The organism is Staphylococcus sp. McC-251-APC-3A2 (assembly GCF_009695665.1).
GTDB lineage: Bacteria > Bacillota > Bacilli > Staphylococcales > Staphylococcaceae > Staphylococcus > Staphylococcus cohnii.
Genome location: NZ_VUNO01000010.1, coordinates 1 through 24,769 on the forward strand (window position 1 = coordinate 1; position 24,769 = coordinate 24,769).

19 protein-coding genes, 8 tRNA genes and 2 rRNA genes are annotated in these 24,769 nt (G+C 34.1%); all 29 read left to right on the forward strand.

Translation table 11 applies throughout. The features are described 5' to 3' along the window. Window positions 1-1,047: 1,047 nt before the first annotated feature. Window positions 1,048-2,403, forward strand: a complete 1,356-nt coding sequence (gene glmU / locus FYJ81_RS12445) for a bifunctional UDP-N-acetylglucosamine diphosphorylase/glucosamine-1-phosphate N-acetyltransferase GlmU (protein WP_154409704.1) — start codon at window positions 1,048-1,050, stop codon at window positions 2,401-2,403. 142 nt (window positions 2,404-2,545) lie between these two features. Then, window positions 2,546-3,511, forward strand: coding sequence for a ribose-phosphate diphosphokinase (locus FYJ81_RS12450; protein ID WP_046206556.1), 966 nt, complete (start codon window positions 2,546-2,548; stop codon window positions 3,509-3,511). Window positions 3,512-3,652: 141 nt separating this feature from the next. Then, window positions 3,653-4,312, forward strand: coding sequence for a 50S ribosomal protein L25/general stress protein Ctc (locus tag FYJ81_RS12455; protein ID WP_107386292.1), 660 nt, complete (start codon window positions 3,653-3,655; stop codon window positions 4,310-4,312). A 193-nt stretch (window positions 4,313-4,505) separates the two neighbouring features. Then, window positions 4,506-5,078: an aminoacyl-tRNA hydrolase gene (gene pth, locus FYJ81_RS12460; RefSeq protein WP_107384068.1), complete on the forward strand. Its 573-nt coding sequence runs from the start codon at window positions 4,506-4,508 to the stop codon at window positions 5,076-5,078. After that, window positions 5,075-8,587, forward strand: a complete 3,513-nt coding sequence (gene mfd / locus FYJ81_RS12465; protein WP_326752627.1) for a transcription-repair coupling factor — start codon at window positions 5,075-5,077, stop codon at window positions 8,585-8,587. The genes pth and mfd overlap by 4 nt, the downstream gene beginning before the upstream one ends. Then, window positions 8,577-10,115 carry a polysaccharide biosynthesis protein gene (locus tag FYJ81_RS12470; protein ID WP_107504685.1) on the forward strand — a complete coding sequence of 513 codons (1,539 nt, stop codon included), beginning with the start codon at window positions 8,577-8,579 and terminating at the stop codon, window positions 10,113-10,115. The genes mfd and FYJ81_RS12470 overlap by 11 nt, the downstream gene beginning before the upstream one ends. After that, a complete protein-coding gene (locus FYJ81_RS12475; protein WP_119517696.1) occupies window positions 10,115-11,302 on the forward strand; it encodes a MazG nucleotide pyrophosphohydrolase domain-containing protein in 1,188 nt (395 codons plus the stop codon). The genes FYJ81_RS12470 and FYJ81_RS12475 overlap by 1 nt, the downstream gene beginning before the upstream one ends. Window positions 11,303-11,304: 2 nt before the next feature. Beyond that, window positions 11,305-11,568: an RNA-binding S4 domain-containing protein gene (locus FYJ81_RS12480; RefSeq protein ID WP_107384081.1), complete on the forward strand. Its 264-nt coding sequence runs from the start codon at window positions 11,305-11,307 to the stop codon at window positions 11,566-11,568. Between the two features lie 20 nt (window positions 11,569-11,588). Continuing rightward, the gene (locus FYJ81_RS12485; protein WP_107386288.1) at window positions 11,589-11,990 is read left to right on the forward strand and encodes an FtsB family cell division protein; all 402 of its coding nucleotides are present in this window, start codon (window positions 11,589-11,591) and stop codon (window positions 11,988-11,990) included. Between the two features lie 100 nt (window positions 11,991-12,090). Next, on the forward strand, window positions 12,091-12,489 hold the full coding sequence (locus FYJ81_RS12490) for a S1 domain-containing RNA-binding protein (RefSeq protein WP_019467962.1): 399 nt from the start codon (window positions 12,091-12,093) through the stop codon (window positions 12,487-12,489). Window positions 12,490-12,699: 210 nt separating this feature from the next. Next, window positions 12,700-13,992, forward strand: a complete 1,293-nt coding sequence (gene tilS / locus FYJ81_RS12495) for a tRNA lysidine(34) synthetase TilS (protein WP_107504683.1) — start codon at window positions 12,700-12,702, stop codon at window positions 13,990-13,992. Between the two features lie 4 nt (window positions 13,993-13,996). Further along, complete coding sequence (gene hpt / locus FYJ81_RS12500; protein ID WP_019467964.1) at window positions 13,997-14,536, forward strand: hypoxanthine phosphoribosyltransferase; 540 nt, start codon at window positions 13,997-13,999, stop codon at window positions 14,534-14,536. Between the two features lie 283 nt (window positions 14,537-14,819). After that, window positions 14,820-16,928, forward strand: coding sequence for an ATP-dependent zinc metalloprotease FtsH (ftsH, locus tag FYJ81_RS12505; RefSeq protein WP_107504682.1), 2,109 nt, complete (start codon window positions 14,820-14,822; stop codon window positions 16,926-16,928). A gap of 212 nt (window positions 16,929-17,140) precedes the next feature. Beyond that, a complete protein-coding gene (hslO, locus tag FYJ81_RS12510; RefSeq protein ID WP_119517695.1) occupies window positions 17,141-18,019 on the forward strand; it encodes an Hsp33 family molecular chaperone HslO in 879 nt (292 codons plus the stop codon). 157 nt (window positions 18,020-18,176) lie between these two features. Further along, window positions 18,177-19,109 carry a cysteine synthase A gene (gene cysK, locus FYJ81_RS12515; protein WP_107386284.1) on the forward strand — a complete coding sequence of 311 codons (933 nt, stop codon included), beginning with the start codon at window positions 18,177-18,179 and terminating at the stop codon, window positions 19,107-19,109. Between the two features lie 444 nt (window positions 19,110-19,553). Further along, a complete protein-coding gene (folP, locus tag FYJ81_RS12520) occupies window positions 19,554-20,357 on the forward strand; it encodes a dihydropteroate synthase (RefSeq protein WP_107384077.1) in 804 nt (267 codons plus the stop codon). Further along, the gene (folB, locus tag FYJ81_RS12525; protein WP_107386283.1) at window positions 20,335-20,700 is read left to right on the forward strand and encodes a dihydroneopterin aldolase; all 366 of its coding nucleotides are present in this window, start codon (window positions 20,335-20,337) and stop codon (window positions 20,698-20,700) included. The genes folP and folB overlap by 23 nt, the downstream gene beginning before the upstream one ends. Continuing rightward, window positions 20,700-21,179, forward strand: coding sequence for a 2-amino-4-hydroxy-6-hydroxymethyldihydropteridine diphosphokinase (folK, locus tag FYJ81_RS12530; RefSeq protein WP_119517694.1), 480 nt, complete (start codon window positions 20,700-20,702; stop codon window positions 21,177-21,179). The genes folB and folK overlap by 1 nt, the downstream gene beginning before the upstream one ends. A gap of 560 nt (window positions 21,180-21,739) precedes the next feature. Further along, window positions 21,740-23,227, forward strand: coding sequence for a lysine--tRNA ligase (gene lysS, locus FYJ81_RS12535; protein ID WP_119517693.1), 1,488 nt, complete (start codon window positions 21,740-21,742; stop codon window positions 23,225-23,227). A gap of 471 nt (window positions 23,228-23,698) precedes the next feature. Next, a 5S ribosomal RNA gene (rrf, locus tag FYJ81_RS12540) occupies window positions 23,699-23,813 on the forward strand. Between the two features lie 16 nt (window positions 23,814-23,829). Further along, window positions 23,830-23,905 (forward strand) — tRNA-Val (locus FYJ81_RS12545). Between the two features lie 16 nt (window positions 23,906-23,921). Continuing rightward, window positions 23,922-23,997 (forward strand) — tRNA-Thr (locus FYJ81_RS12550). 6 nt (window positions 23,998-24,003) lie between these two features. Next, window positions 24,004-24,076: transfer RNA gene (locus FYJ81_RS12555), tRNA-Lys, on the forward strand. Window positions 24,077-24,090: 14 nt separating this feature from the next. Continuing rightward, window positions 24,091-24,165, forward strand: a tRNA-Gly gene (locus FYJ81_RS12560). A 7-nt stretch (window positions 24,166-24,172) separates the two neighbouring features. Next, window positions 24,173-24,261 (forward strand) — tRNA-Leu (locus FYJ81_RS12565). A gap of 13 nt (window positions 24,262-24,274) precedes the next feature. Beyond that, window positions 24,275-24,351 (forward strand) — tRNA-Arg (locus FYJ81_RS12570). A 26-nt stretch (window positions 24,352-24,377) separates the two neighbouring features. Further along, a tRNA-Pro gene (locus tag FYJ81_RS12575) sits at window positions 24,378-24,451 on the forward strand. Window positions 24,452-24,471: 20 nt separating this feature from the next. After that, window positions 24,472-24,547 (forward strand) — tRNA-Ala (locus tag FYJ81_RS12580). Between the two features lie 138 nt (window positions 24,548-24,685). After that, window positions 24,686-24,769 (forward strand): 16S ribosomal RNA (locus FYJ81_RS12585); the annotation flags it as partial.

The window sequence follows — 24,769 nt, forward strand, 5'->3', positions numbered from 1 at the left end:
CTCGATTTTTTGTTTGGTCACTTAAAATTATAGAGGCATGAGCGCTTTTTTTGTATCTAAAATGATTAAAAACATAAAAGGCGGGATAGCATTTCATGCCATCCCACCACAAAAGATGAAGAACCAAATAAAAAAGACTAATCCGTATACCAATGGATTAGTCTTTTTTTTGTATTAAATATCTTGCGATTTCATCCGTGCATGCTTGCCCAGGGATATGGTTCGAGCCTGTAGTCTCTCACTCATATCATTTCCTAGGGCGTCAGCACGATATAAAATCGCTATAAGTGATGTACTTATGTATAAAGAGAAAAATACTTTTACATTAGTAAATATCTATTGATAAATTTAAAAAGTATTTACCTTATAAAAATTATAATGTGGTTTAATCTACGCTTCTAAGTGAAACTACCATTTTTACTTTCATTAAATATTATAAATATATATGATATGTTAGTTTTTTGTATTAAATATCTTGCGATTTCACCCGTGTATGCTTGCCTAGGGATATGGTTCGAGCCTGTAGTCTCTCACTCATATCATTTCCTAGGGCGTCAGCACGATATAAAATCGCTATAAGTGTAAAGAGAAATCACATTTATATAAAATGATTAATTACTTTAGTTGGATTTTCATTAACGAAAATCCAACCGTTTTGTGTATTAAACTAAAATATGAATATAAAGAATTGAAATAATTTATTATAATGAAAAGGTGACAAAAAATATATTTTTGCTTTTACAAATGAATAATAAATGGCTTAATATAATTACAAGTTATTTTAATAATTAGAAAAACTGACATTTAAATTAATAACGCCACGAACTCTGAAGCGCATTAGTATTTATAAAGTATGGCATAAGTTTATGACAATCATTTTATTATGATTTATGGAAGTCAAAGATGACAATTATGAATATGTTTAGGAGAAAGAAAATAACTTGAATTGTTTCCATTGTATAACATTAGGGTTTTGAGCCTTGAAAGTGGTACTAGCGTTAAATTATAATAATATAGAAGTGTATAATTTAATGGAGGGTTACACACATGCAAAGACATGCAATAGTACTTGCAGCTGGAAAAGGTACACGTATGAAATCTAAGAAATACAAAGTACTACATGAGGTTGCGGGCAAATCAATGATTGAACATGTCGTTGATAACGTTAAACAATCTGGAGTAGAAAATCTTGTGACCATTGTTGGCCACGGTGCAGAAAGCGTGAAAGAAACGTTAGGAGATACATCTTTATATAGTTTCCAAAACGAACAACTCGGTACTGCACATGCCGTTAAAATGGCGAGTGAGCACTTGAAAGACGAACAAGGTACAACATTAGTGGTTTGTGGCGATACGCCGTTAATAACTGCAGAAACGCTTAAATCACTATTAGAACACCATGAAAGCAATCAAGCTGATGCAACAGTTTTATCAGCGACGACAAGTAATCCTTATGGTTATGGTCGTATTATGAGAGATGGCAATGATCACTTAGTTAAGATTGTAGAGCAGAAAGATGCTACAGTAGAAGAACAACAAATCAATGAAATTAGCTCAGGTATTTTTGCATTTGATAATAAATTGCTTTTTGAAAAATTAGAACTGGTAAAAAATGATAATGTTCAAGCTGAGTATTATTTACCTGATGTTTTGTCTCTTATTTTACAGGAGCAAGGAACGGTTGAAATCTATCGTACAGATGACTTTGAAGAAATTATGGGTGTCAACGATCGTGTAATGTTAAGTGAGGCAGAGGCAGCTTATAGAAAACGTATCAATGACTATCATATGAGAAATGGTGTAACACTTATTGATCCTGATACTACATATATAGGTGCAGATGTGAAATTAGCTATGGATGTTACAATTGAGGCAAATGTGAAATTAGCTGGTAACTGTGTAATTGATGAAGATACGATTGTTGGCCAAAACACAGAAATTCATAATAGTAAAATAGGTTCTAACGTTACAATTAAACAATCGGTTATCAACGAAGCGGTTGTAGGCGACAATACTACAATTGGTCCGTTTGCCCAGTTAAGACCTGGAGCAGACTTAGGTGAAAGTGTTAAAGTTGGAAACTTTGTAGAAGTTAAGAAATCAGTCGTTAAAACAGGTGCTAAATTACCACATTTAAGTTATATTGGTGATGCAGAAATTGGTGAACGTACCAACTTAGGTTGCGGTTCTATCACAGTGAATTATGACGGTAAGCATAAATCCAAAACGATCATCGGCAATGATTCATTTATAGGTTGTAATACCAACTTAGTAGCACCAGTAACTTTAGGTGATAGATCATTTATAGCTGCAGGTTCTACAATTACTGATAACGTGCCACATGACAGTTTAGCATTAGCAAGAGCGAGACAAACAACTAAAGAAGGTTATTTAAAAAAATAGACACGATTAGATTACGATTCTAATCATATATATACAATGTAGATGTAAGGAAGACCTCAATCGACATTTTGTAGATTAATGAGATAAATATAACTTTGTCTATGAACGAAACTAATTGAATGAATTAATTGGAGGACTATAAATGTTAAACAATGAGTATAAGAATTCTGCTTTGAAAATATTCTCTTTAAAAGGTAATGAACCCTTAGCCCAAGAAGTAGCAGATAATGTTGGAATCGAGCTAGGTAAATGTTCTGTAAAACGTTTTAGCGATGGAGAAATTCAAATTAATATTGAAGAAAGTATTCGTGGTTGTGATGTATTTATTATTCAACCGACTTCTAATCCAGTAAACTTACATTTAATGGAATTATTAATTATGATAGATGCTTGTAAACGTGCTTCAGCAGCTAATATTAATATTGTGGTGCCATACTATGGTTACGCTCGTCAAGATAGAAAAGCGCGCAGCCGTGAACCAATTACAGCGAAATTAGTTGCAAACTTAATTGAAACTGCTGGCGCAGATCGCATGATTGCATTAGACTTACATGCACCACAAATCCAAGGATTCTTTAATATGCCAATAGACCACTTAATGGGTGTTCCGATTTTAGCAGAATATTTCCAAAATGATACAGACATTGATCCAGAAGAATGTGTCGTAGTTTCTCCAGATCATGGTGGTGTAACTAGAGCACGTAAACTTGCAGATATTCTAAAAACACCAATTGCAATCATAGATAAACGACGTCCTAAACCTAATGTAGCTGAAGTAATGAATATCGTTGGAGAAATTGAAGGTCGCACAGCGATAATTATTGATGATATCATCGATACAGCTGGTACGATTACATTAGCAGCTCAAGCCCTAAAAGACAAAGGTGCTAAAGATGTTTACGCATGTTGTACACACCCTGTATTATCAGGCCCAGCTAAAGAACGTATTGAAAATTCAGCGATTAAAGAGTTAGTCGTTACAAATTCAATTCAATTAGATGAAAACCGTAAACCAGCTAATACTAAGGAACTGTCAGTAGCAGGTTTATTAGCACAAGCTATTGTGCGCGTATATGAAAGAGAATCTGTTAGTGTGCTATTTGACTAATTAGTGCAATAGTTGTATAATTATTCCGTTCGTGATTTCAATTCACGATTAAATAAACACTTGCAAGCAACATTGTGTTGATGGGTAAGTGAGGGGTTCTTATTATCATAATAAGAACAAAAAATGAAAGGTGGAAATAATATGGCTTCATTAAAGTCAATTATTCGTCAAGGTAAACAAACACGTTCAGACCTTAAAACACTTAGAAAAATTGGTAAAGTACCTGCAATCGTTTATGGTTACGGTACAAAAAATACTTCAGTAAAAGTTGATGAAGTAGAATTTATCAAAGTTATTCGTGAAGTTGGACGTAACGGTGTTATCGAATTAGGTGTAGGTTCTAAAACAATTAAAGTAATGGTTTCAGACTATCAATTCGATCCACTTAAAAACCAAATTACTCACATTGACTTCTTAGCAATCAATATGAGTGAAGAACGTACTGTTGAAGTACCAGTTCAACTTACTGGTGAGGCAGTAGGAGCTAAAGAAGGTGGCGTTGTTGAACAACCATTATTCGACCTTGAAGTAACTGCGACACCAGACAATATCCCTGAATCTATCGAAATTGACATCAGTGAATTAGATGTTAACGATAGCTACTCAGTTGCAGATATTAAAGTTTCAGGTGATTTCACAATCGAAAATGACCCTGAAGAATCTGTAGTAACAGTAGTTCCTCCAACTGAAGAACCTACTGAAGAAGAAATCGAAGCTATGGAAGGCGAATCAGAAACTGAAGAGCCAGAAGTTGTTGGTGAAGAAAAAGAAGACGAAGAAGAAGAGAAAGAAGAAGAGTAATTTCTCTGACGTCATTCTAATACACACGATTTCAACAAGAAAAAATAATCTTAAAAAGCACCATGCTTAATTCGTTAAGCTGGTGTTTTTTTATGTTAATATAGTGAATGATATGAAAATAAAAAAAACAAACGGTATAACGTTGTGAAATAATAAATGTTTTTGAGTGAATACAACAATTGGAGGTAACATAATGAAATGTATTGTAGGTTTGGGCAATATTGGTAAACGCTTTGAGCTGACAAAACATAATATCGGTTTTGAAGTTATTGATTATATGTTAGAACACAATCAATTTAAATTAGATAAACAAAAGTATAAAGGTGCCTATACAATAGAACGTTTAGCTGGTGAAAAAGTGATGTTTATAGAACCAATGACAATGATGAATTTGTCTGGTGATGCTGTAGGGCCACTGATGAAGTACTATGACATTGATATAGACGATTTACTTGTACTATATGATGATTTGGATTTACCACAAGGTGAAATTCGCTTACGACAAAAGGGTAGTGCCGGTGGTCATAATGGTATGAAGTCGATTATTCAAGCTTTAGGTACAGACCAATTCAAACGCATTCGTATTGGTGTTGATCGTCCTTCCAATGGCATGTCGATTGTTGATTATGTATTACAAAAATTTTCGAAGCAAGAAATGGATACAATGAATAAAGTAATAGAACATTCAGCACGTGCAGTAGAAGCTTATATTGAAAGTTCTCGTTTTGACCGTGTGATGAATGAGTTTAATGGTGAGGTCAAGTGAAATCAATAATTACAGAATATATTAAAAAAGATAAACGCTATCAAGAGTTAAATGAAGTATTTGGTGAAGCAAACGTATTGGTTACTGGACTATCTAGTTCGGCGAAGGCAACAATCATAGCCGAAAAGTTTATTCATAGTTCAAAACAATTACTTGTAGTAACGAACAACTTGTATCAAGCAGACAAACTAGAGAGTGACTTGCAACAATATGTTGATACAGATGATATTTACAAGTATCCAATGCAAGATATTATGACAGAAGAATTTTCAACCCAAAGCCCCCAATTCATGAGCGAACGTGTACGTACTTTAACGGCACTTGCTCAAGAAAAGAGAGGGTTATTTATCGTACCGCTAAATGGTTTTAAAAAATGGTTAACACCTGTTGAAATGTGGAGAGCACATCAACTCAAACTTTCCATTGGTGACGATATTGATATTGATGAATTTTTAAACAAACTTGTAAACATGGGATATCGCAGAGAGAGTGTCGTATCGCATATTGGTGAATTCTCGTTACGTGGTGGCATTATTGACATATATCCGTTAATAGGTTTACCAGTAAGAATCGAATTATTTGATACAGAAGTAGATTCAATTCGAAACTTTGATGTGGAGACGCAACGTTCGGAAGAAAATTTAGACCATGTAGACATTACAACTGCCAGTGATTACATCATTACAGATGAAGTATTAAAGCACACTAAATCAAAATTAAAAGAAGCATATGAGTATACACGTCCAAAAATAGATAAATCTGTACGTAATGACTTAAAAGAAACATATGAAAGTTTTCAACTTTTTGAATCTTCTTTATTTGACCATCAAGTATTACGTAGACTCGCTGCTTTTATGTACGAATCCCCTGCAACCATTATTGATTACTTTAAATCTGATGCGATTGTAGCAGTTTATGAATATAATAGAATCAAAGAAACTGAAACAACACTGGTTTCTGAAGCTGAAGAATTTATGCAGAGTTTAATTGAAAGCGGCAAAGGGTTTATCGGACAGAATTTCTTACAATATGACGGGTTTGAGTCACTATTAAATCGATATCCAGTTACGTATTTTACTTTGTTCAATGCAACGATGCCGGTAGAACTCAACACAATCATTAAATTTTCATGTAAGCCAGTACAACAATTTTATGGCCAATATGATATTATGCGTTCCGAATTCCAACGCTTTATCCAAAATGATTATACGATTGTTGTATTAGCAGAAACTGAATCAAAAAAAGAGCGCATTCAATCAATGTTAAATGAAATGCACATACCAACATTTATAGATACGCCAAGTGCACAAAGTGAAGGTGGTAGTGCAATCATCACTGAAGGTAGCCTATCAGAAGGTTTTGAATTACCATATATGCACCTTGTTGTTGTAACAGAACGTGAATTATTTAAATCAAAACAAAAGAAAAAAGCAAAACAACATAAGAAATTAACAAATGCAGAAAAAATTAAATCATATCAAGATTTGAAAGTCGGAGATTTTGTTGTTCATGTTCACCATGGTGTAGGTAAATATTTAGGTGTCGAAACACTTGAAGTTGGCGGCGTTCATAAAGATTATATAAAACTGCAATACAAAGGTACCGATCAATTATTTGTACCAGTAGATCAAATGGATCAAGTACAAAAATATGTTGCTTCCGAAGATAAATCACCCAAATTAAATAAACTTGGTGGTACAGAATGGAAGAAAACAAAAGCTAAAGTTCAACAAAATGTTGAAGATATGGCTGATGAATTAATAGAATTATATAAAGAAAGAGAAATGTCAGTTGGTTATAAATATGGACCAGATACACCACAACAAAATGATTTTGAAATTGACTTCCCTTATGAATTAACGCCAGACCAAGGCAAGTCCATTGAAGAGATTAAACAAGATATGGAAATTGAACGACCAATGGATAGATTATTATGTGGTGATGTTGGTTACGGAAAAACAGAAGTTGCGGTACGAGCAGCTTTTAAAGCTGTAATGGAAGGTAAACAAGTAGCCTTTCTTGTGCCTACGACAATCTTAGCGCAACAACACTATGAAACTTTAATCGAGCGCATGCAAGATTTTCCTATAGAAATCCAACTGATTAGTAGATTTAGAACTACTAAGGAAGTTAAAGAGGTTAAAGAGGGACTTAAATCAGGATATGTTGATATCGTTGTTGGTACGCATAAATTGTTAGGTAAAGATATTCATTATAAAGATTTGGGCTTACTCATCGTAGATGAAGAACAACGTTTTGGCGTAAGACACAAAGAAAAGATTAAGTCACTTAAGACAAATGTTGATGTATTAACTTTAACTGCAACACCGATTCCGAGAACCCTACATATGAGTATGTTGGGCGTGCGTGATTTATCGGTCATTGAAACACCACCAGAAAACCGTTTTCCTGTGCAAACGTATGTATTAGAGCAAAATATGAATTTTATTAAAGAAGCTTTAGAAAGAGAATTATCACGTGAGGGCCAGGTTTTTTACTTATACAATAAAGTGCAATCGATTTATGAAAAACGCGAACAATTGCAAATGTTAATGCCAGAAGCAAATATCGGTGTGGCACACGGTCAAATGAATGAACGTGATTTAGAAGAAACGATGTTGAGCTTTATCAACCATGAATTTGATATTCTTGTAACGACAACGATTATCGAAACTGGCGTAGACGTTCCAAATGCCAATACTTTAATTATCGAAGATGCCGATAAATTTGGATTGAGCCAATTATATCAATTACGAGGACGTGTGGGGCGTTCAAGTCGTATAGGTTATGCATATTTCTTACATCCATCTAACAAGGTATTATCAGAGACTGCTGAAGAAAGACTACAGGCAATCAAAGAATTTACTGAATTAGGTTCCGGTTTTAAAATTGCAATGCGGGATTTAAATATTCGAGGTGCAGGGAATCTTTTAGGTAAACAACAACATGGATTTATTGACTCCGTAGGCTTTGATTTATACTCACAAATGTTAGAAGAAGCGGTGAATGAAAAACGAGGTATTAAAGAAGAACAACCTGATGCTCCCGAAGTTGAAATTGAACTAAATATTGATGCTTATTTACCAGCTGAATATATTCCAAATGAACAGGCAAAAATAGAAATTTATAAAAAATTACGTAAAATTGAGACGGAATCGCAATTGATGGATGTTAAAGATGAGCTGATTGACCGCTTTAATGATTATCCAGTTGAGGTTGAAAGATTGCTAGAAATGATGGAAATAAAAGTGCATGCGTTGAATGCAGGTGTAACACTTATTAAAGATGTAGGTAAAAAAATAGAGATTTATTTATCCGAAAAAGGCACTACAGACATCAATGGTGAAGCACTCTTTAAACAAACCCAACCACTTGGACGTGCAATGAAAGTTGGTGTTCAAGATGGTAAAATGAAAGTGACACTCAATAAAGATAAAGTATGGTTAGATAGTTTGAAATTCTTAGCGAAATGTTTAGAAGAAAGTATGGTTATACCAGATGAACGTTAAATCTGAAACAAAAGGTGTTTTTAATGGCGTTGTTGTACTAACTATAGCGCTTATCATTGTTAAAGTATTAAGTGCGTTGTACCGTGTGCCTTATCAAAATATACTAGGAGATGGAGGTCTATACGCTTATCAACAAGTATATCCAATAGTAGCTTTAGGTGTTATTTTATCGATGAATGCCATTCCTAGTGCAGTCACTCAAACTTTTAGCGCAAGCGGACAACCCAATCAATATACACGCGTGTTATTAAGGTTACAATTTGCTGGTGTTATCTTTTTCTTAGTTTTATTTACTTGTGCACATTGGGTTGCTTTTCTAATGGGAGATGTCAATTTAGCACCTATGTTAAGGGCGGCAAGTGTCAGCTTTTTATTTGTTGGCATACTTGGTGTCTATAGGGGTTACTATCAGGCACACCATGAGATGAACATACCTGCAATTTCCCAGGTTATAGAACAATTTATTCGTGTCGTAATTATCATGATTGCCATTGTGATGTTTATGAGTCATTCATGGAGTATATATCGTGCAGGTACATTAGCGATTGTTGGTTCAGGTATTGGTTTTTTAGCATCTAGTTTGTTTCTAATACAACGGAAACCTTTTAAATTATCTAGAGCACATGCCAGTGTTGATGTTGCTTGGAAAAAGTTAACGCTAGGTATTGTTGTATTCGCGGTGAGCCAATTGATCGTTATTGTATGGCAAGTGGTGGATAGTTTTACAGTGATACATGCACTTCAAATGACTGGTTTAGATTTTGACGAAGCAACTATTTTTAAAGGCATTTATGACCGCGGTGCCTCTTTTATACAGATGGGGTTAATTGTAACGACGACGTTCTGTTTTGTGCTTATTCCATTACTAACAGATGCATTAAAAACAAAGCAACATATACTGGTGAATCGCTATGCTAATGCATCGATAAAGATTACGATTTTATTTAGTGTGGCAGCAGCTATAGGTTTGATCAATTTGCTCCCTGTAATGAACAGTGTGTTCTTCAAAAACGATAGTTTGAACGGAACGTTATCCGTATATATGCTTACAGTTATATGTGTATCTCTTATAATGATGGATATTGCTTTATTACAAGTGAAAAATCGCGTTAAAGTTATTTTGTTCGCATTTGGCATTGGTGTTGTGGTCAAAGCGATATTGAATATGGTTTTAATACCACAACTTTCAATTTTCGGTGCCAGTCTAAGTACTGTCATTTCATTGCTGTTATTTGTGTGGGTTTTACAGTATCAAGTATTAAAAATGTATCATTTCCAAACAATGAAAAAATTCATTGTTAAATTAGCGGGTACAATGATGCTATTATCTATCACAGTACAAATAGTCATGTTTCTTATTCCAGGAGAAGGTAGAATGCAAGGTTTAGTCGAATTAGCCATAGCAGCTACCATTGGCGTTATTGTAGTGATTTTTTCTATCGTACGCATGCAATTATTAAGTTTTAGAGAACTCAAACATCTACCTTTTGGAGATAAACTATTCCATATGAAAAGAGGGAAACATTAATGACAAATAAAATAACAGTTGTTGGATTAGGCAATTACGGTATTGAGGATTTACCATTAGGGATTTATAAATTTTTGAAAAAGCAAACATTAGTTTATACACGTACCTTTGACCACCCAGTCATCCAAGACTTAACAATGGAAGGTATCAATATTGAAAGCTTTGATCAAGAATATAAAAATCATGACGCTTTTCAAAATGTATATGAAGCTATTGTGTCAAAATTGATAAATACTGCAAAAGACAATAATATTGTATATACAGTACCAGGCCATCCACGTGTAGCTGAGACGACAACTGTGTATTTAGAACAATATGCACAAAAACATTCTGATATAGAAGTTGAAATATTAGGTGGTAAAAGCTTTATAGACGATATATTTGAAGCGGTGAAGGTTGATCCTAACGATGGTTTTACAATGTTAGATGCAACAGATCTTCAAAAAGAAAAATTGAATATTCGTACACATACACTTATCACACAAGTTTATAGTGCAATGGTCGCTGGTGATTTAAAAGTGACATTGATGGAACGTTATAGTGATGACCAACTTGTTTATATCGTAGATGGTGCCAGAAATAATTATGCCAACGTTATCAAAACACCGTTATATGAAATAGATCATTACGACGAAGTTTTTAACAATATAACTAGTGTATTTATTCCAAAAGTGGAAATTGAAGAAACATACTTTGGTGATTTTAACTATGCAGTTGGTATCATTGACCACTTAGTAGATGACGAGAAAGGTTGCCCATGGGATAAAGTTCAAACACATCATACTTTAAAACGTTATTTGTTGGAAGAAACATTCGAATTGTTTGAAGCGATAGATAATGAAGACGATTGGCACATGATAGAAGAGTTAGGAGACATTCTATTACAGGTATTACTACATGCAAGCATAGGAAAAAAAGAAGGTTATATGGATATTAATGAAGTGATACAAAGTCTTTCAGAAAAAATGATACGTAGACATCCACATGTTTTTGGTGATGCAAAAGCAGAAACAGAAGAAGATTTAAAAAATATTTGGTCTAATGCTAAGTCTAAGGAAGGTAAAGAACAGCGTGTGAAATTTGAGAAAGTATTTGCAGACCACTTCTTAGCATTGTATGATAAAACAAAAAATAAATCGTTAGATGAAAATGCTTTAAAACGAATTTTAGAGCAAGGAGGAAAATAATGATGAGATTAGATAAATATCTCAAAGTTTCAAGATTAGTAAAGCGTCGTACATTAGCAAAAGAAATCAGTGATCAAGGACGTATTACTGTAAATGGCGTAGTTGCTAAAGCAGGTACTGATGTAAAAGAAACAGATGAACTCGTTATTCGATTTGGACAAAAAATTGTAACAATTAAAGTCACAGGTTTGAGCGAACATGCAACAAAAGAAAATGCAAAAGGTATGTATGAACTCATTAAAGAAGAAAAAGTTAGTGAAATATAAACATAGGAGGTGACAAGCAAATGAATAAAAAAGTTGAAAATATAGGCAATACGTATACTTCAGCAGAAAACAAAAAAAAGCAGCAGCAACAAATGAGAAAGCGTGTTGTTCGTAAACGTATCACTTTATTTGGTGGTATTTTACTACTGATTATTATCATTTTAGCCATCATGCTTGTCACTCAAAAACAAAGTAACAATGAAGATTCAGTTGAACGTCAACAAAAAGAACAAAAGTATCAAAAGCAACAAGATGAAGAATTAGCACTAAAAGAACAATTAAATAATTTAAATGATAAAGATTATATTGAAAAAGTTGCACGTGATGATTACTATCTAAGTAATGATGGGGAAGTTATTTTCAAATTGCCTGGAGATAATAAATCTGACACTAAATCTAAGGCGCAAAATGATGATAAATAAGTGAATTTAATTTTTTGCATCATTATACCATTGTTAATTTATGCAAACAGGCATATAATAGGGTTAAAATCGAAACGAATCGGGAGGATTTATTTATAATATGTCAATCGAAGTAGGAAACAAGCTTAAAGGTAAAGTCACTGGAATTAAAAAGTTTGGCGCTTTTGTCGAACTTCCAGAAGGAAAGAGTGGCTTAGTTCACATAAGTGAAGTTGCAGATAACTACGTTGAAAACGTAGAAGATCACTTATCTGTTGGTGATGAAGTTGAAGTTAAAGTGCTTTCAATTGCTGATGATGGAAAAATTAGTTTATCTATCAAAAAAGCAAAAGATCGTCCACGTAGACCTCAAAGCAAACCAAATTATAAACAACCTCAACCTAAAGGTGAGGACTTTGAAAAGAAACTAACAAACTTCTTAAAAGATAGCGAAGATAAATTGACTTCTATTAAGCGTCAAACGGAATCTAGACGTGGTGGAAAAGGCGCTAGACGCTAAAATATATAAAATAAGACTGTTCCCAAGAGAACTGAAATTAATTGTTAAGTACAACATTTAATATGATTTTAATGACGTTTGACTTTGACAATAAATGACTGTTTTCTTACTTAAGGAAACAGTCTATTTTTTGTTGTGTACAGACGTTGCAACGTACATGTAAAACTTAAAGGTAAAAAATCTTTCGCATTGTGACATAGGAGGTAAGCTATGGTAGAAGTTAATGCTGATGGTTGGAATAAAGACCAACATATTGTGTTAGCCGTTTCAACGGGGATTGATAGCATGGTATTATTGCACAACTTAATTAATCAGTTGTCTCAATCGTATAGAAAATTAACTTGCTTACATGTGAATCATAATATTCGTGATATTGCACAAGAAGAAGAATCATTTATAAGAAAATATTGTGAGTCGTATCAAATTCCATTGTTCGTGCATCATTTAGATTTATCGAAAGTCATTGAACAGGGTAACAGCATTGAAAATATTGCAAGGAACGAACGATATCAGTGGTTTGATGATATGATGGTGGAGCTGGATGCGGACGTCTTATTAACCGCACATCATCAAGATGATCAAATTGAGACTATCTTTTATCGGTTGATGACTGGACGTTCAACTAGAAGTAGTTTAGGTATGTCATATCTGACTTCACGAGACGCTTATATGTTGTGCAAACCATTGTTAGAAACAACTAAAGCGGACATTCGAAATTATCAGCAAAATTATGAGGTACCTTATTATGAAGACGAGACAAACGCTGAAAATCATTATGTAAGAAATGATATTCGTAATCGTATTTTACCTGCCATCGATAGCAATCTCCATTTATCTACAAAACAGTTACTTAAGTTGAAAGATTGGCATGATATGCAACTGCAAGCATTACATGACAATGCGTTACATTTTATAGAAACTCATGTTCATGAAAATGCTGATAAGACAGAAATAGTAATTCCAAGAGTTGCATTTTCTAATTTAAATCATAATATTAAAATAATTATTTTAGATAAAATTTTTTCAAAATTACAGGTTACGACACCAATGACTGAAAAAATGTACGAATCCTGGTTTCAGCAACTCGAAGGCAAAGTTACTCAATGTACAATATATACAACGGATAAATGGAATATTTATATCGCTTATGATAAATTTATAATAATGGCAAATTATGATAAATGTCTTGTGCCAACAAAGATTTTGCAACCAGGCTTATATCACTATGGTCATTATAGTATAGACATAACAGATAATTTTCCAAAAGATGATTATCCGTTAGTCGTTAGAACTAGAAATAATGGAGATAAATTCAAACTAAATGGTGTAAAAGGACATAAAAAAGTTAGTCGATTACTGATTGATCGCAAAATTATACAAACTGAGCGAAACCAATTACCAATTTTAGTCAATGCAGATGAAACAATTATTGCTATAGGTACGTTATACTTAAATAATGAATATAAAGATACTATTTTCATACGAAATACGGGAGAGGAATGAAATTATGCGAGATGATTTAAAGGAAATATTAATGGATGAGGCAGAAATAGAACAAATATGTAAAGACTTGGGTGCAAAAATTACTGAAGCATATGCAGGTAAACCACTTGTCTGTATAGGTATCTTGAAAGGGTCAGTAATGTTTATGACAGACCTCATCAAACATATTGATACACATTTAGCTATCGATTTTATGGATGTTTCTAGTTACCATGGCGGTACTGAATCAACGGGTGAAGTACAAATACTTAAAGATTTAAGTGGTTCAATAGAAGGAAAAGACATCTTGATTATTGAAGACATTTTAGAAACAGGAACAACATTAAAATCAATAACTGAATTATTGGAATCAAGAAAAGTCAATTCACTGGAAATTGTAACATTATTAGACAAACCAAATCGTCGCAAAGCGGATATCGAAGCAAAATATGTAGGTAAAAAAATTCCAGATGAATTCGTAGTAGGCTACGGATTAGATTATGCTGAAAATTATAGAAACCTACCATATATTGGTACACTTAAACCAGAAATTTATTCAAAATAAGCAGTACAATTTAATCGTATGAAATATTGTTATATACTGTAAAACGTAATCGGATTAAATGAGTCGATATACATAGTATGTTGATAAAATACGAGGACATATACGTAAATCATTTAAAGAATAGATTATAAAGTATATGTTAACTGTTTGTATATCAAAATAAAAAAGTATAAAAACAACAAGAACTGTAACGTACATACAAAAGTAGAATTACTAGCCCAACACTTGTGTATTGTGTTACAATTTTTGTTAGTTTTATTATTGAAGTAGGAGGAAACGACGCATGCAGAAAGCCTTTCGTAACGTGCTAGTTATCGCAATCATTGGCGTTATTATATTTGGCTTGTTTTCGTGGCTAAATGGTAACGGAAATATGCCAAAACAGCTTACATATAATCAATTTGTTAAGCAATTAGATAAAGGTGAATTGAAATCCTTAGAAATTCAGCCAGAACAAAATGTATATATGGTAAGTGGTAAAACTAAAAAAGATGAAGATTATTCTTCAACTATTTTATATAATAATGATAAAGAGCTTGAAAAAATAACAGATAAAGCACAAAGTCAAGATGGTTTGAAATTTACGGTTAAAGAAGAAGAAAAACAAAGCGTATTTGTAAGTATCTTAACTACGTTAATTCCAGTTTTAATCATAGCCTTATTATTTATTTTCTTCCTTAGTCAAGCACAAGGAGGCGGCGGTGGCGGCGGTCGCATGATGAACTTTGGTAAATCCAAAGCTAAAATGTACGACAGTCAGAAAAAACGTGTACGCTTCTCAGATGTAGCTGGCGCAGATGAAGAAAAACAAGAATTAATAGAAATTGTTGACTTCTTAAAAGATAATAAACAATTTAAACAAATGGGTTCTAGAATTCCTAAAGGTGTTTTACTAGTAGGACCTCCAGGTACAGGTAAAACCTTATTAGCTCGTGCAGTAGCTGGTGAAGCTGGTACACCATTCTTCTCAATCAGTGGTTCAGACTTCGTTGAGATGTTTGTAGGTGTCGGCGCAAGCCGTGTACGTGACCTATTTGAAAATGCTAAGAAAAACGCACCTTGTATTATCTTTATTGACGAAATCGACGCAGTTGGTCGTCAACGTGGTGCAGGTGTTGGTGGCGGACACGATGAACGTGAACAAACGTTAAACCAATTACTAGTTGAAATGGATGGATTCGGTGAAAATGAAGGCATCATTATGATTGCTGCTACAAACCGTCCTGATATTTTAGACCCAGCATTATTACGTCCTGGTCGTTTCGATAGACAAATTCAAGTTGGTCGTCCAGACGTAAAAGGACGTGAAGCTATTCTACATGTCCATGCTAGAAATAAACCACTTGATGAAACAGTAGACTTAAAAGCAGTATCTCAAAGAACACCTGGTTTCTCTGGTGCAGATTTAGAAAACTTGCTGAACGAAGCATCATTAGTTGCAGTACGTGAAGGTAAGAAGAAAATAGATATGCGTGATATTGAAGAAGCGACTGACCGTGTGATTGCTGGTCCTGCTAAAAAATCACGTGTCATTTCTGAAAAAGAACGTAATATCGTAGCACACCATGAAGCAGGTCATACTATTATTGGTATGGTGCTTGATGAAGCAGAGGTTGTCCATAAGGTTACCATCGTACCACGTGGTCAAGCTGGTGGTTATGCAATGATGTTACCAAAACAAGATCGCTTCCTAATGACTGAGCCAGAATTACTAGATAAAATTTGTGGCTTGCTAGGTGGGCGAGTTTCTGAAGATATTAATTTCAACGAAGTATCAACAGGTGCTTCAAATGACTTTGAACGTGCAACACAAATCGCACGTCAAATGGTTACTGAATATGGTATGAGTAAGAAACTTGGTACGGTACAATTCACAAGTAGCAGTAATGGACAAGTATTCTTAGGTAAAGACATGCAAGGCGATCCAGAATATTCTGGACAAATTGCGTATGAAATTGATAAAGAAGTTCAACGTATTATTAAAGAACAATACGAACGTTGTAAAAACATTCTTTTAGAACATCAATCACAATTACTTTTAATTGCTGAATCTTTATTAAAAGAAGAAACATTAGTTGCTGAGCAAATTCGTTCATTATTCTATGATGGTGTATTACCAGAAGTTGATTACGATGCAGCAGAAGTTGTTAGTGATCAAGAAAGTGAATTTAAAGAAGGTAAATACGGTAAATCTTATGAAGATGTACGAAAAGAACAACTAGAAGATGGTCAACAAGAAGAAGATCAACAAGAAGAAAAAGATATCGATAAAGAAAGTAAAGATAGCGAACATGACAATGATGACTCAGAAGATACAGGTCATGAGCAAGCGCCAAATATCGATAAACCTAGCAACCCAAGTGATCCTAACGATCCAAGCAATAGAAATTAATAACTGAACAAAAAGCTTCTTTCTGCTATCATATTGATGTGGAAAGAAGCTTTTTTAATATTTATCAATCGACCAAATTACAAACAGATATGTAGCAATTTTTTGACTGAACACTTACAATAAATTGCATTGATAAAAAGTATGATGAAATTCTATATAAAAATCAGAAAACAATTAAAACATTACAATGTATAAAAGGAGAAATTATAGAAATGACAAATGATTACATCGTTAAAGCATTGGCTTACGAAGGACAAATAAGAGCATATAGTGCATTAACTACAGAAAGTGTTCAAGAAGCACAATCAAGGCATTATACTTGGCCGACAGCATCAGCTGCACTTGGCAGAACGATGACTGCAACGTTGATGATGGGTGCTATGTTAAAAGGTGAACAAAAATTAACAGTTACGGTTGATGGACAAGGACCAATCGGTAAAATTATAGCTGATGCTGATGCCAGTGGCCATGTAAGAGGGTACGTGACCCACCCACAGACTCACTTTCCTCTGAATAACGTTGGGAAGTTAGATGTTAGTAGAGCTGTTGGAACCAATGGTGCATTAACTGTAGTAAAAGACGTTGGAATGAAAGATTATTTCTCTGGTTCAAGTGAACTTGTATCCGGTGAATTAGGCGATGACTTCACTTATTACTTCGCAAAAAGTGAACAAGTGCCATCATCTGTAGGACTAGGCGTATTAGTAAATCCTGATAATTCTATAAAAGCTGCAGGTGGTTTTATCATTCAAGTGATGCCTGGTGCAGAAGAAAAAACAATTAATAAATTAGAAACAGCAATCAACAATATGACACCAGTTTCGAAATTAATTGATCAAGGTTTAGCGCCAGAAGAAATTTTATATGAAATACTTGGTGAAGATGAAGTTCAAATTTTAGAAGAAATGCCTGCAAGTTTTGAATGTAATTGTGGCCACGAAAAGTTTTTGACTGCAATTAAAGGACTAGGTCAAGCTGAAATTGAAAGTATGATTAATGAAGATCATGGTGCAGAAGCAGAATGCCACTTTTGTAGAAGTAAATATCAATATACAGAAAATGAATTACAGGAATTATTAGAAAAGATGTAAAAAATCCTTTAAAATAATGTTCAAATCAGTATAAATTATAAAAATATTGTAATTTTCAATCTTCTTAGTTGTATTCAAATCAAAATCTGATAAAATATAAAGTATATCCGATAGAAAAAGTAGGTTTTAAACTTTTTAATGAAAAGGAGCAATACTTATGACAAACAAACCAGTAAATAATATCGTTGAGGTAATTGGTAATACGCCAGTAGTTAAATTGAACAATGTGGTGGATGAAAATGCTGCAGATGTTTATGTAAAATTAGAATATCAAAATCCAGGTGGCTCAGTTAAAGACCGTATTGCATTAGCAATGATTGAAGAGGCAGAGAAAGATGGAAAAATCAAACCAGGAGATACAATTGTAGAACCAACGAGTGGTAATACAGGTATAGGTTTAGCTTTTGTATGTGCTGCTAAAGGTTATAACGCAGTATTTACTATGCCAGAAACAATGAGTCAAGAACGTCGTAATTTATTGAAAGCTTATGGTGCAGAAGTTGTTTTAACACCAGGTTCAGAAGCAATGAAAGGCGCTATTAAAAAAGCAAAAGAATTAAAAGAAGAATTCGGCTATTATGAACCACAACAATTTGAAAACCCAGCTAACCCACGTGTGCATGAATTGACAACTGGTCCAGAATTGGTTGAACAATTTGAAGGGAAAACAATTGATTCATTCTTAGCAGGTGTTGGTACTGGTGGTACATTAACTGGTGCAGGTAAAGTATTGAAAGAGAAATACCCTGATATTAATCTTGTAGCTATTGAACCAGAAGATTCACCAGTATTAAGTGGTGGAGAACCAGGACCACATAAATTACAAGGTTTAGGAGCTGGCTTTGTACCAGATACTTTAGATACGAATGTCTATGACGAAGTTATAAAAGTAGGTAATGAAACAGCGATGGATATGTCTCGTAAAGTTGCTAAAGAAGAAGGTATACTTGGAGGTATTTCTTCAGGTGCAGCAATTTATGCAGCTATCGAAAAAGCAAAATCTTTAGGTAAAGGTAAAACAGTCGTTACTGTATTGCCAAGTAATGGTGAACGTTACCTTTCAACACCTTTATATTCATTTGAAGATTAAAAATATATTTATAAAACCGATCATGTGTAGATTTGATCAGTTTCAGACTGTCGACAAGGTTACTGACTTTGTCGACAGTTTTTTTGTATGCTTTCTGTGAAGATTTTGTCGTTTTCTAGATTTTAGTATAATAATACACCCATACGGAATTACATGTACAGCAGCTAATGTTAAGTTGAAGTATTGTAATGATTGTTAATGACGTGCTGATAGCGTCTATAAAATTAAGTAAATCAATGGAAATAGGTCAAAATGCGAAATGATTAATATATTTGAATGCGTTCTTGCCAATTACTGATTATTTAAATGGGTAAAATGAATTAGACTTAAATTTTTTGTTATATGAGCATTGCTTACTGAAAATTTTATAAATTAGCGTTATTATAGAATAGTGATTACTAAGCTAGCGATGAGGTATTTAACAGTGAAAGGAAGAAAGTAACGATGGCACATACAAAAATTATGGGCATATTAAACGTAACTCCAGATTCATTTTCTGATGGTGGTAAATATAATTCAGTAGAAAAGGCTGTTAAAAGGGCGGAAGAAATGATTGAAGAAGGTGTAGATATTATAGATGTTGGCGGTATATCTACACGTCCTGGCTACGAAGAAATCAGTGTAACTGAAGAATTGCAACGCGTAGTCCCAGTTGTAAAAGCACTCAGCCAATTAGACGTGCAACTTTCTATTGATACATATAGAAGTGAAGTGGCAGAAGCAGCGATGAAATTAGGCGCTACAATGATTAATGATCAGTGGGCTGGATTATATGACGAAAAAATCTTTGATATTGTATCTAAATATGAAGGCGAGATCATATTGATGCACAATGGTGATGGTAATCGAACAATGCCAGTTGTGGATGAAATGCTTCTACATTTATTGAAACAAGCAAATAAAGCAGAAATGGCAGGTATTCCCCAAGAAAAAGTTTGGATAGATCCTGGCATTGGTTTTGCAAAAACAAGAGATGAAGAAAAAGAAGTAATGGCACGCTTGGACGAGTTAATAGCTACGGATTATCCTGTACTATTAGCGACAAGTAGAAAAAGATTTATTAAAGAAATGATAGATAGAGACACACAAGCAACTGAAAGAGATGAAGCAACAGCCGCCACTACTGCATATGGTATAATGAAAGGTGTTAAAGGTGTGAGGGTTCATAATGTTATGCTCAACGCCCGTTTGGCTCAAAGCATGGATTATTTAAAGGAGAATGAGGATGAGAGACACGATATTTCTTAGCGGTATGAAATTTTATTGTTATCACGGTGCTTTACCAGCCGAAAATGAAATTGGCCAAATATTCATCGTAGATGTGACAATGAAAGTTGATTTAAGTCTTGCAGGTGAAACAGATAAAGTTACTGACACTGTTCACTATGGTGAAGTATATGAAGATGTTAAATCAATCATGGAAAGTAAACCAGTGAATTTAGTAGAGCATCTAGCTGAACGTATTGCAAAACGTATAAATTCACACTATAATCGTGTAATGGAAACGAAAGTTAGAATCACTAAAGAAAATCCACCTATACCAGGCCATTATGAAGGTGTAGGCGTAGAAATAGTGAGGGAGAATTTCTAATGTCATATGCATACTTAGGTTTAGGAAGTAACGTTGGAGATAGAGAAACACAGCTTAATCAAGCGATTCATATTTTGAATGAAACAGAAGGTATCAATGTAACACAAACATCCCTAATTTATGAAACTGATCCTGTAGGATATGTTGAGCAACCTCAATTTTTAAATCAATGTATTGAAATACAAACGACACTGACACCTCGTGATTTATTAAATACATGCCTAGAAACAGAACAACAGTTGCATAGAGTGAGAGATATCAGATGGGGTCCTAGAACATTAGATGTTGATATTTTATTATTTGATAAACAAATTATAAATGAAGATGACTTGGTTATACCGCATCCACGTATGCTGGAACGTTCTTTCGTGCTCATACCACTCAATGATATTGCGCCAGATTTTACTGAACCTCATACAAACAAAAAAATTAGAAATTTAGTAACGTTAGATAATTCAGTGAAACAATATAAGGGTTAAGAAAGCAACGATGTATAAATTCAATGAGAATGAGTCCCAGCAAAGCATTTTTATTGAATAGCTATACTTGCAATTTTATTATATATTAATTGTGAAATTCATTTGATTTCTTCTATCATTATTTGGACGCGGTAGAAGCATGTTAAATCATTAATACAACTGATATAACAAGATTAACTCTAACTAGAACAACATGTATTGTATAACAATTGCAGTAATAGTTATATACACTGAATTGCTGCACAGTAAAAATGCGTATTTTAAAAATTGTTTCATTCATAAAGATTAAACAGATACTTTAGCATACGCTGAAATATATAAGCTTAAATTACTTTATTACATTCATGACCTCTAGTAAAATTGAAAATTGAAAAATTAGTGCTGAGTACATAGGGAAATACCCATCTTTGTATTTAAAAGATAGGGTGGTCATGGTAAAGTAAGAAATGATTGGAACAAATCAAGATACAATAACCATAAATGATAGATATTCCTCGCATTCTAACAAAAAGTAGGGGCTAAAATTAAAATAGAACAAGAAGTATAAAGGAGAGAAAGTTATGTCAGAAGAAATGAACGACCAAATGCAGGTGCGTCGTCAAAAAATGCAAGAGCTATACGATTTAGGTATCGATCCATTCGGTGGAAAATTTGTACGAACTTCAATGGCTACTCCGTTACATGAAGATTGGGATCAATTCTCTAAAGAAGAATTACAAGAAAAAGAAGAAGAGAGTCATGTCAGCATAGCTGGACGTTTAATGACGAAACGTGGTAAAGGTAAAGCAGGCTTTGCACACGTGCAAGATTTATCAGGTCAAATTCAAATTTATGTAAGAAAAGATCAAGTTGGAGAAGAACAATTTGAACTATGGAAATCAGCAGACCTAGGAGATATCGTAGGTATTGAAGGTGTTATGTTCAAAACAAACACTGGTGAATTGTCAGTCAAAGCAAAATCATTCACGCTTTTAACAAAAGCATTACGACCATTACCAGATAAATTCCACGGTTTACAAGATATTGAACAACGCTATCGTCAACGTTATTTAGACTTAATAACAAACCAAGATAGCACGCAAACTTTTATTAATAGAAGTAAAATCTTACAAGAAATGCGTAATTACTTAAACAATCACGGATTCTTAGAAGTAGAAACACCAATGATGCACCAAATTGCAGGTGGAGCGGCAGCAAGACCATTTGTAACACATCATAATGCCTTAGATGCAACATTATATATGAGAATTGCAATAGAATTACATTTAAAACGATTAATTGTTGGTGGTTTAGAGAAAGTATATGAAATTGGTCGCGTGTTTAGAAACGAAGGCGTATCTACACGTCATAATCCAGAGTTCACAATGATTGAACTTTACGAAGCATATGCAAACTATCACGATATTATGGACTTAACAGAAGATATGATTAGACATATATCTAATAAAGTACTTGGCACTGCAAAAATTAATTATGGTGAAGAAATTATTGACTTAGAATCAAACTGGAAACGAGTTCACATGGCAGATGCTGTCAAAGAAGTAACAGGTATTGATTTCTTTAACATTCAGAGTGACGAAGAAGCTAAAACACTTGCTAAAGAGCACGGTGTTGAAATAACTGACAATATGAAATACGGTCATATTTTAAACGAATTCTTTGAACAAAAAGTTGAAGAAACATTAATACAACCTACATTTATATATGGTCATCCAATAGAAATATCACCATTAGCAAAGAAAAATCCAGAAGACCCTCGATTTACGGATCGTTTTGAGTTGTTTATTGTAGGTAGAGAACATGGTAATGCATTTACAGAATTAAATGATCCTATAGATCAAAGAGAAAGATTTGAAGCGCAATTAGTTGAAAAAGAACAAGGTAATGATGAAGCACATGAAATGGACGAAGATTTCATTGAAGCATTAGAATATGGTATGCCTCCAACAGGTGGTTTAGGTATAGGTATTGATAGACTTGTTATGTTACTTACTGATTCAGCTTCAATTAGAGATGTATTATTATTCCCATACATGAGACAAAAATAATATAGATCAACTTAAAATAAAGGATTAAATATTGTGACTCACAGATAAGAGGCATGATGTTTAATCCTTTTTAATTATAAATCTGAACTTTAAACAAATGGAATAGAGCGATTTTTTTAACAACAAGCTAAAAATAATAAAGTAATAAGATACAATTATGCATATTTATGCTATTTAAATATAAAAATATACCGAAAAAGGTATGGTAAACTGAGATTTCTTATGGTAAGATAATTCAAGTCGAGTTAAGTAAACGCGAATACGTGCGAAATAAAATATATGTTTTAAATAAAAGTTACGAAAACCGTTGACTTTAATGAGAAAACGTAGTATTATATAAAAGTCGTCAAAAACGAGCATTTACATAATGAGCATTAAGTAAAGAACTTGTGAATTTCTTTAAGATAGTGTAAAATTAACTATTGTAATTGATTAATAAACAATGTATCATACATTGAGTAAGTTATTTTGTCTGGTGGCTATAGCAAGGAGGTCACACCTGTTCCCATGCCGAACACAGAAGTTAAGCTCCTTAGCGCCGATGGTAGTCGGACTTACGTTCCGCAAGAGTAGGACGTTGCCAGGCTTTATAATAAATATGTGGAGGATTAGCTCAGCTGGGAGAGCATCTGCCTTACAAGCAGGGGGTCGGCGGTTCGAACCCGTCATCCTCCACCATTTTCAAAAGTGAATAGCCGGCCTAGCTCAACTGGTAGAGCAACTGACTTGTAATCAGTAGGTTGGGGGTTCAAGTCCTCTGGCCGGCACCATTTCATGAGCCATTAGCTCAGTTGGTAGAGCATCTGACTTTTAATCAGAGGGTCAGAGGTTCGAATCCTCTATGGCTCATCCAGTTTCATTTTGCAGAAGTAGTTCAGCGGTAGAATACGACCTTGCCAAGGTCGGGGTCGCGGGTTCGAATCCCGTCTTCTGCTCCATTATTTTGCCGGGGTGGCGGAACTGGCAGACGCACAGGACTTAAAATCCTGCGATGAGAGATCATCGTACCGGTTCGATTCCGGTCCTCGGCACCATCATTTTAATAGAGCGCCCATAGCTCAATTGGATAGAGTACTTGACTACGAATCAAGCGGTTATAGGTTCGACTCCTATTGGGCGCACCATTTTTAGAATGATTTTATGATAAATACGGGAAGTAGCTCAGCTTGGTAGAGCACTTGGTTTGGGACCAAGGGGTCGCAGGTTCGAATCCTGTCTTCCCGACTCTTATTTAAAAAGAATATGGGGGCTTAGCTCAGATGGGAGAGCGCCTGCTTTGCACGCAGGAGGTCAGCGGTTCGATCCCGCTAGTCTCCACCATATATATTTAAATGAACATTGAAAACTGAATTGCAATATGTCAACGTTAATTCCGATTTCAACATTAAATGTTGAATCAAAACAACGTGTTATTGATAACACAAATTAGTATTTTATGAGCTAATCAAACATCATATTTTTATGGAGAGTTTGATCCTGGCTCAGGATGAACGCTGGCGGCGTGCCTAATACATGCAAGTCGAGCGAACAGATAAGGAGCTT

Excerpts from the sequence above, each read along its gene's own strand:
- glmU (WP_154409704.1), top strand. The coding sequence starts at position 1,048 with ATGCAAAGACATGCAATAGTACTTGCAGCTGGAAAAGGTACACGTATG.
- FYJ81_RS12450 (WP_046206556.1), top strand. The coding sequence starts at position 2,546 with ATGTTAAACAATGAGTATAAGAATTCTGCTTTGAAAATATTCTCTTTA.
- FYJ81_RS12455 (WP_107386292.1), top strand. The coding sequence starts at position 3,653 with ATGGCTTCATTAAAGTCAATTATTCGTCAAGGTAAACAAACACGTTCA.
- pth (WP_107384068.1), top strand. The coding sequence starts at position 4,506 with ATGAAATGTATTGTAGGTTTGGGCAATATTGGTAAACGCTTTGAGCTG.
- FYJ81_RS12470 (WP_107504685.1), top strand. The coding sequence starts at position 8,577 with ATGAACGTTAAATCTGAAACAAAAGGTGTTTTTAATGGCGTTGTTGTA.
- FYJ81_RS12475 (WP_119517696.1), top strand. The coding sequence starts at position 10,115 with ATGACAAATAAAATAACAGTTGTTGGATTAGGCAATTACGGTATTGAG.
- FYJ81_RS12480 (WP_107384081.1), top strand. The coding sequence starts at position 11,305 with ATGAGATTAGATAAATATCTCAAAGTTTCAAGATTAGTAAAGCGTCGT.
- FYJ81_RS12485 (WP_107386288.1), top strand. The coding sequence starts at position 11,589 with ATGAATAAAAAAGTTGAAAATATAGGCAATACGTATACTTCAGCAGAA.
- FYJ81_RS12490 (WP_019467962.1), top strand. The coding sequence starts at position 12,091 with ATGTCAATCGAAGTAGGAAACAAGCTTAAAGGTAAAGTCACTGGAATT.
- tilS (WP_107504683.1), top strand. The coding sequence starts at position 12,700 with ATGGTAGAAGTTAATGCTGATGGTTGGAATAAAGACCAACATATTGTG.
- hpt (WP_019467964.1), top strand. The coding sequence starts at position 13,997 with ATGCGAGATGATTTAAAGGAAATATTAATGGATGAGGCAGAAATAGAA.
- ftsH (WP_107504682.1), top strand. The coding sequence starts at position 14,820 with ATGCAGAAAGCCTTTCGTAACGTGCTAGTTATCGCAATCATTGGCGTT.
- hslO (WP_119517695.1), top strand. The coding sequence starts at position 17,141 with ATGACAAATGATTACATCGTTAAAGCATTGGCTTACGAAGGACAAATA.
- cysK (WP_107386284.1), top strand. The coding sequence starts at position 18,177 with ATGACAAACAAACCAGTAAATAATATCGTTGAGGTAATTGGTAATACG.
- folP (WP_107384077.1), top strand. The coding sequence starts at position 19,554 with ATGGCACATACAAAAATTATGGGCATATTAAACGTAACTCCAGATTCA.
- folB (WP_107386283.1), top strand. The coding sequence starts at position 20,335 with ATGAGAGACACGATATTTCTTAGCGGTATGAAATTTTATTGTTATCAC.
- folK (WP_119517694.1), top strand. The coding sequence starts at position 20,700 with ATGTCATATGCATACTTAGGTTTAGGAAGTAACGTTGGAGATAGAGAA.
- lysS (WP_119517693.1), top strand. The coding sequence starts at position 21,740 with ATGTCAGAAGAAATGAACGACCAAATGCAGGTGCGTCGTCAAAAAATG.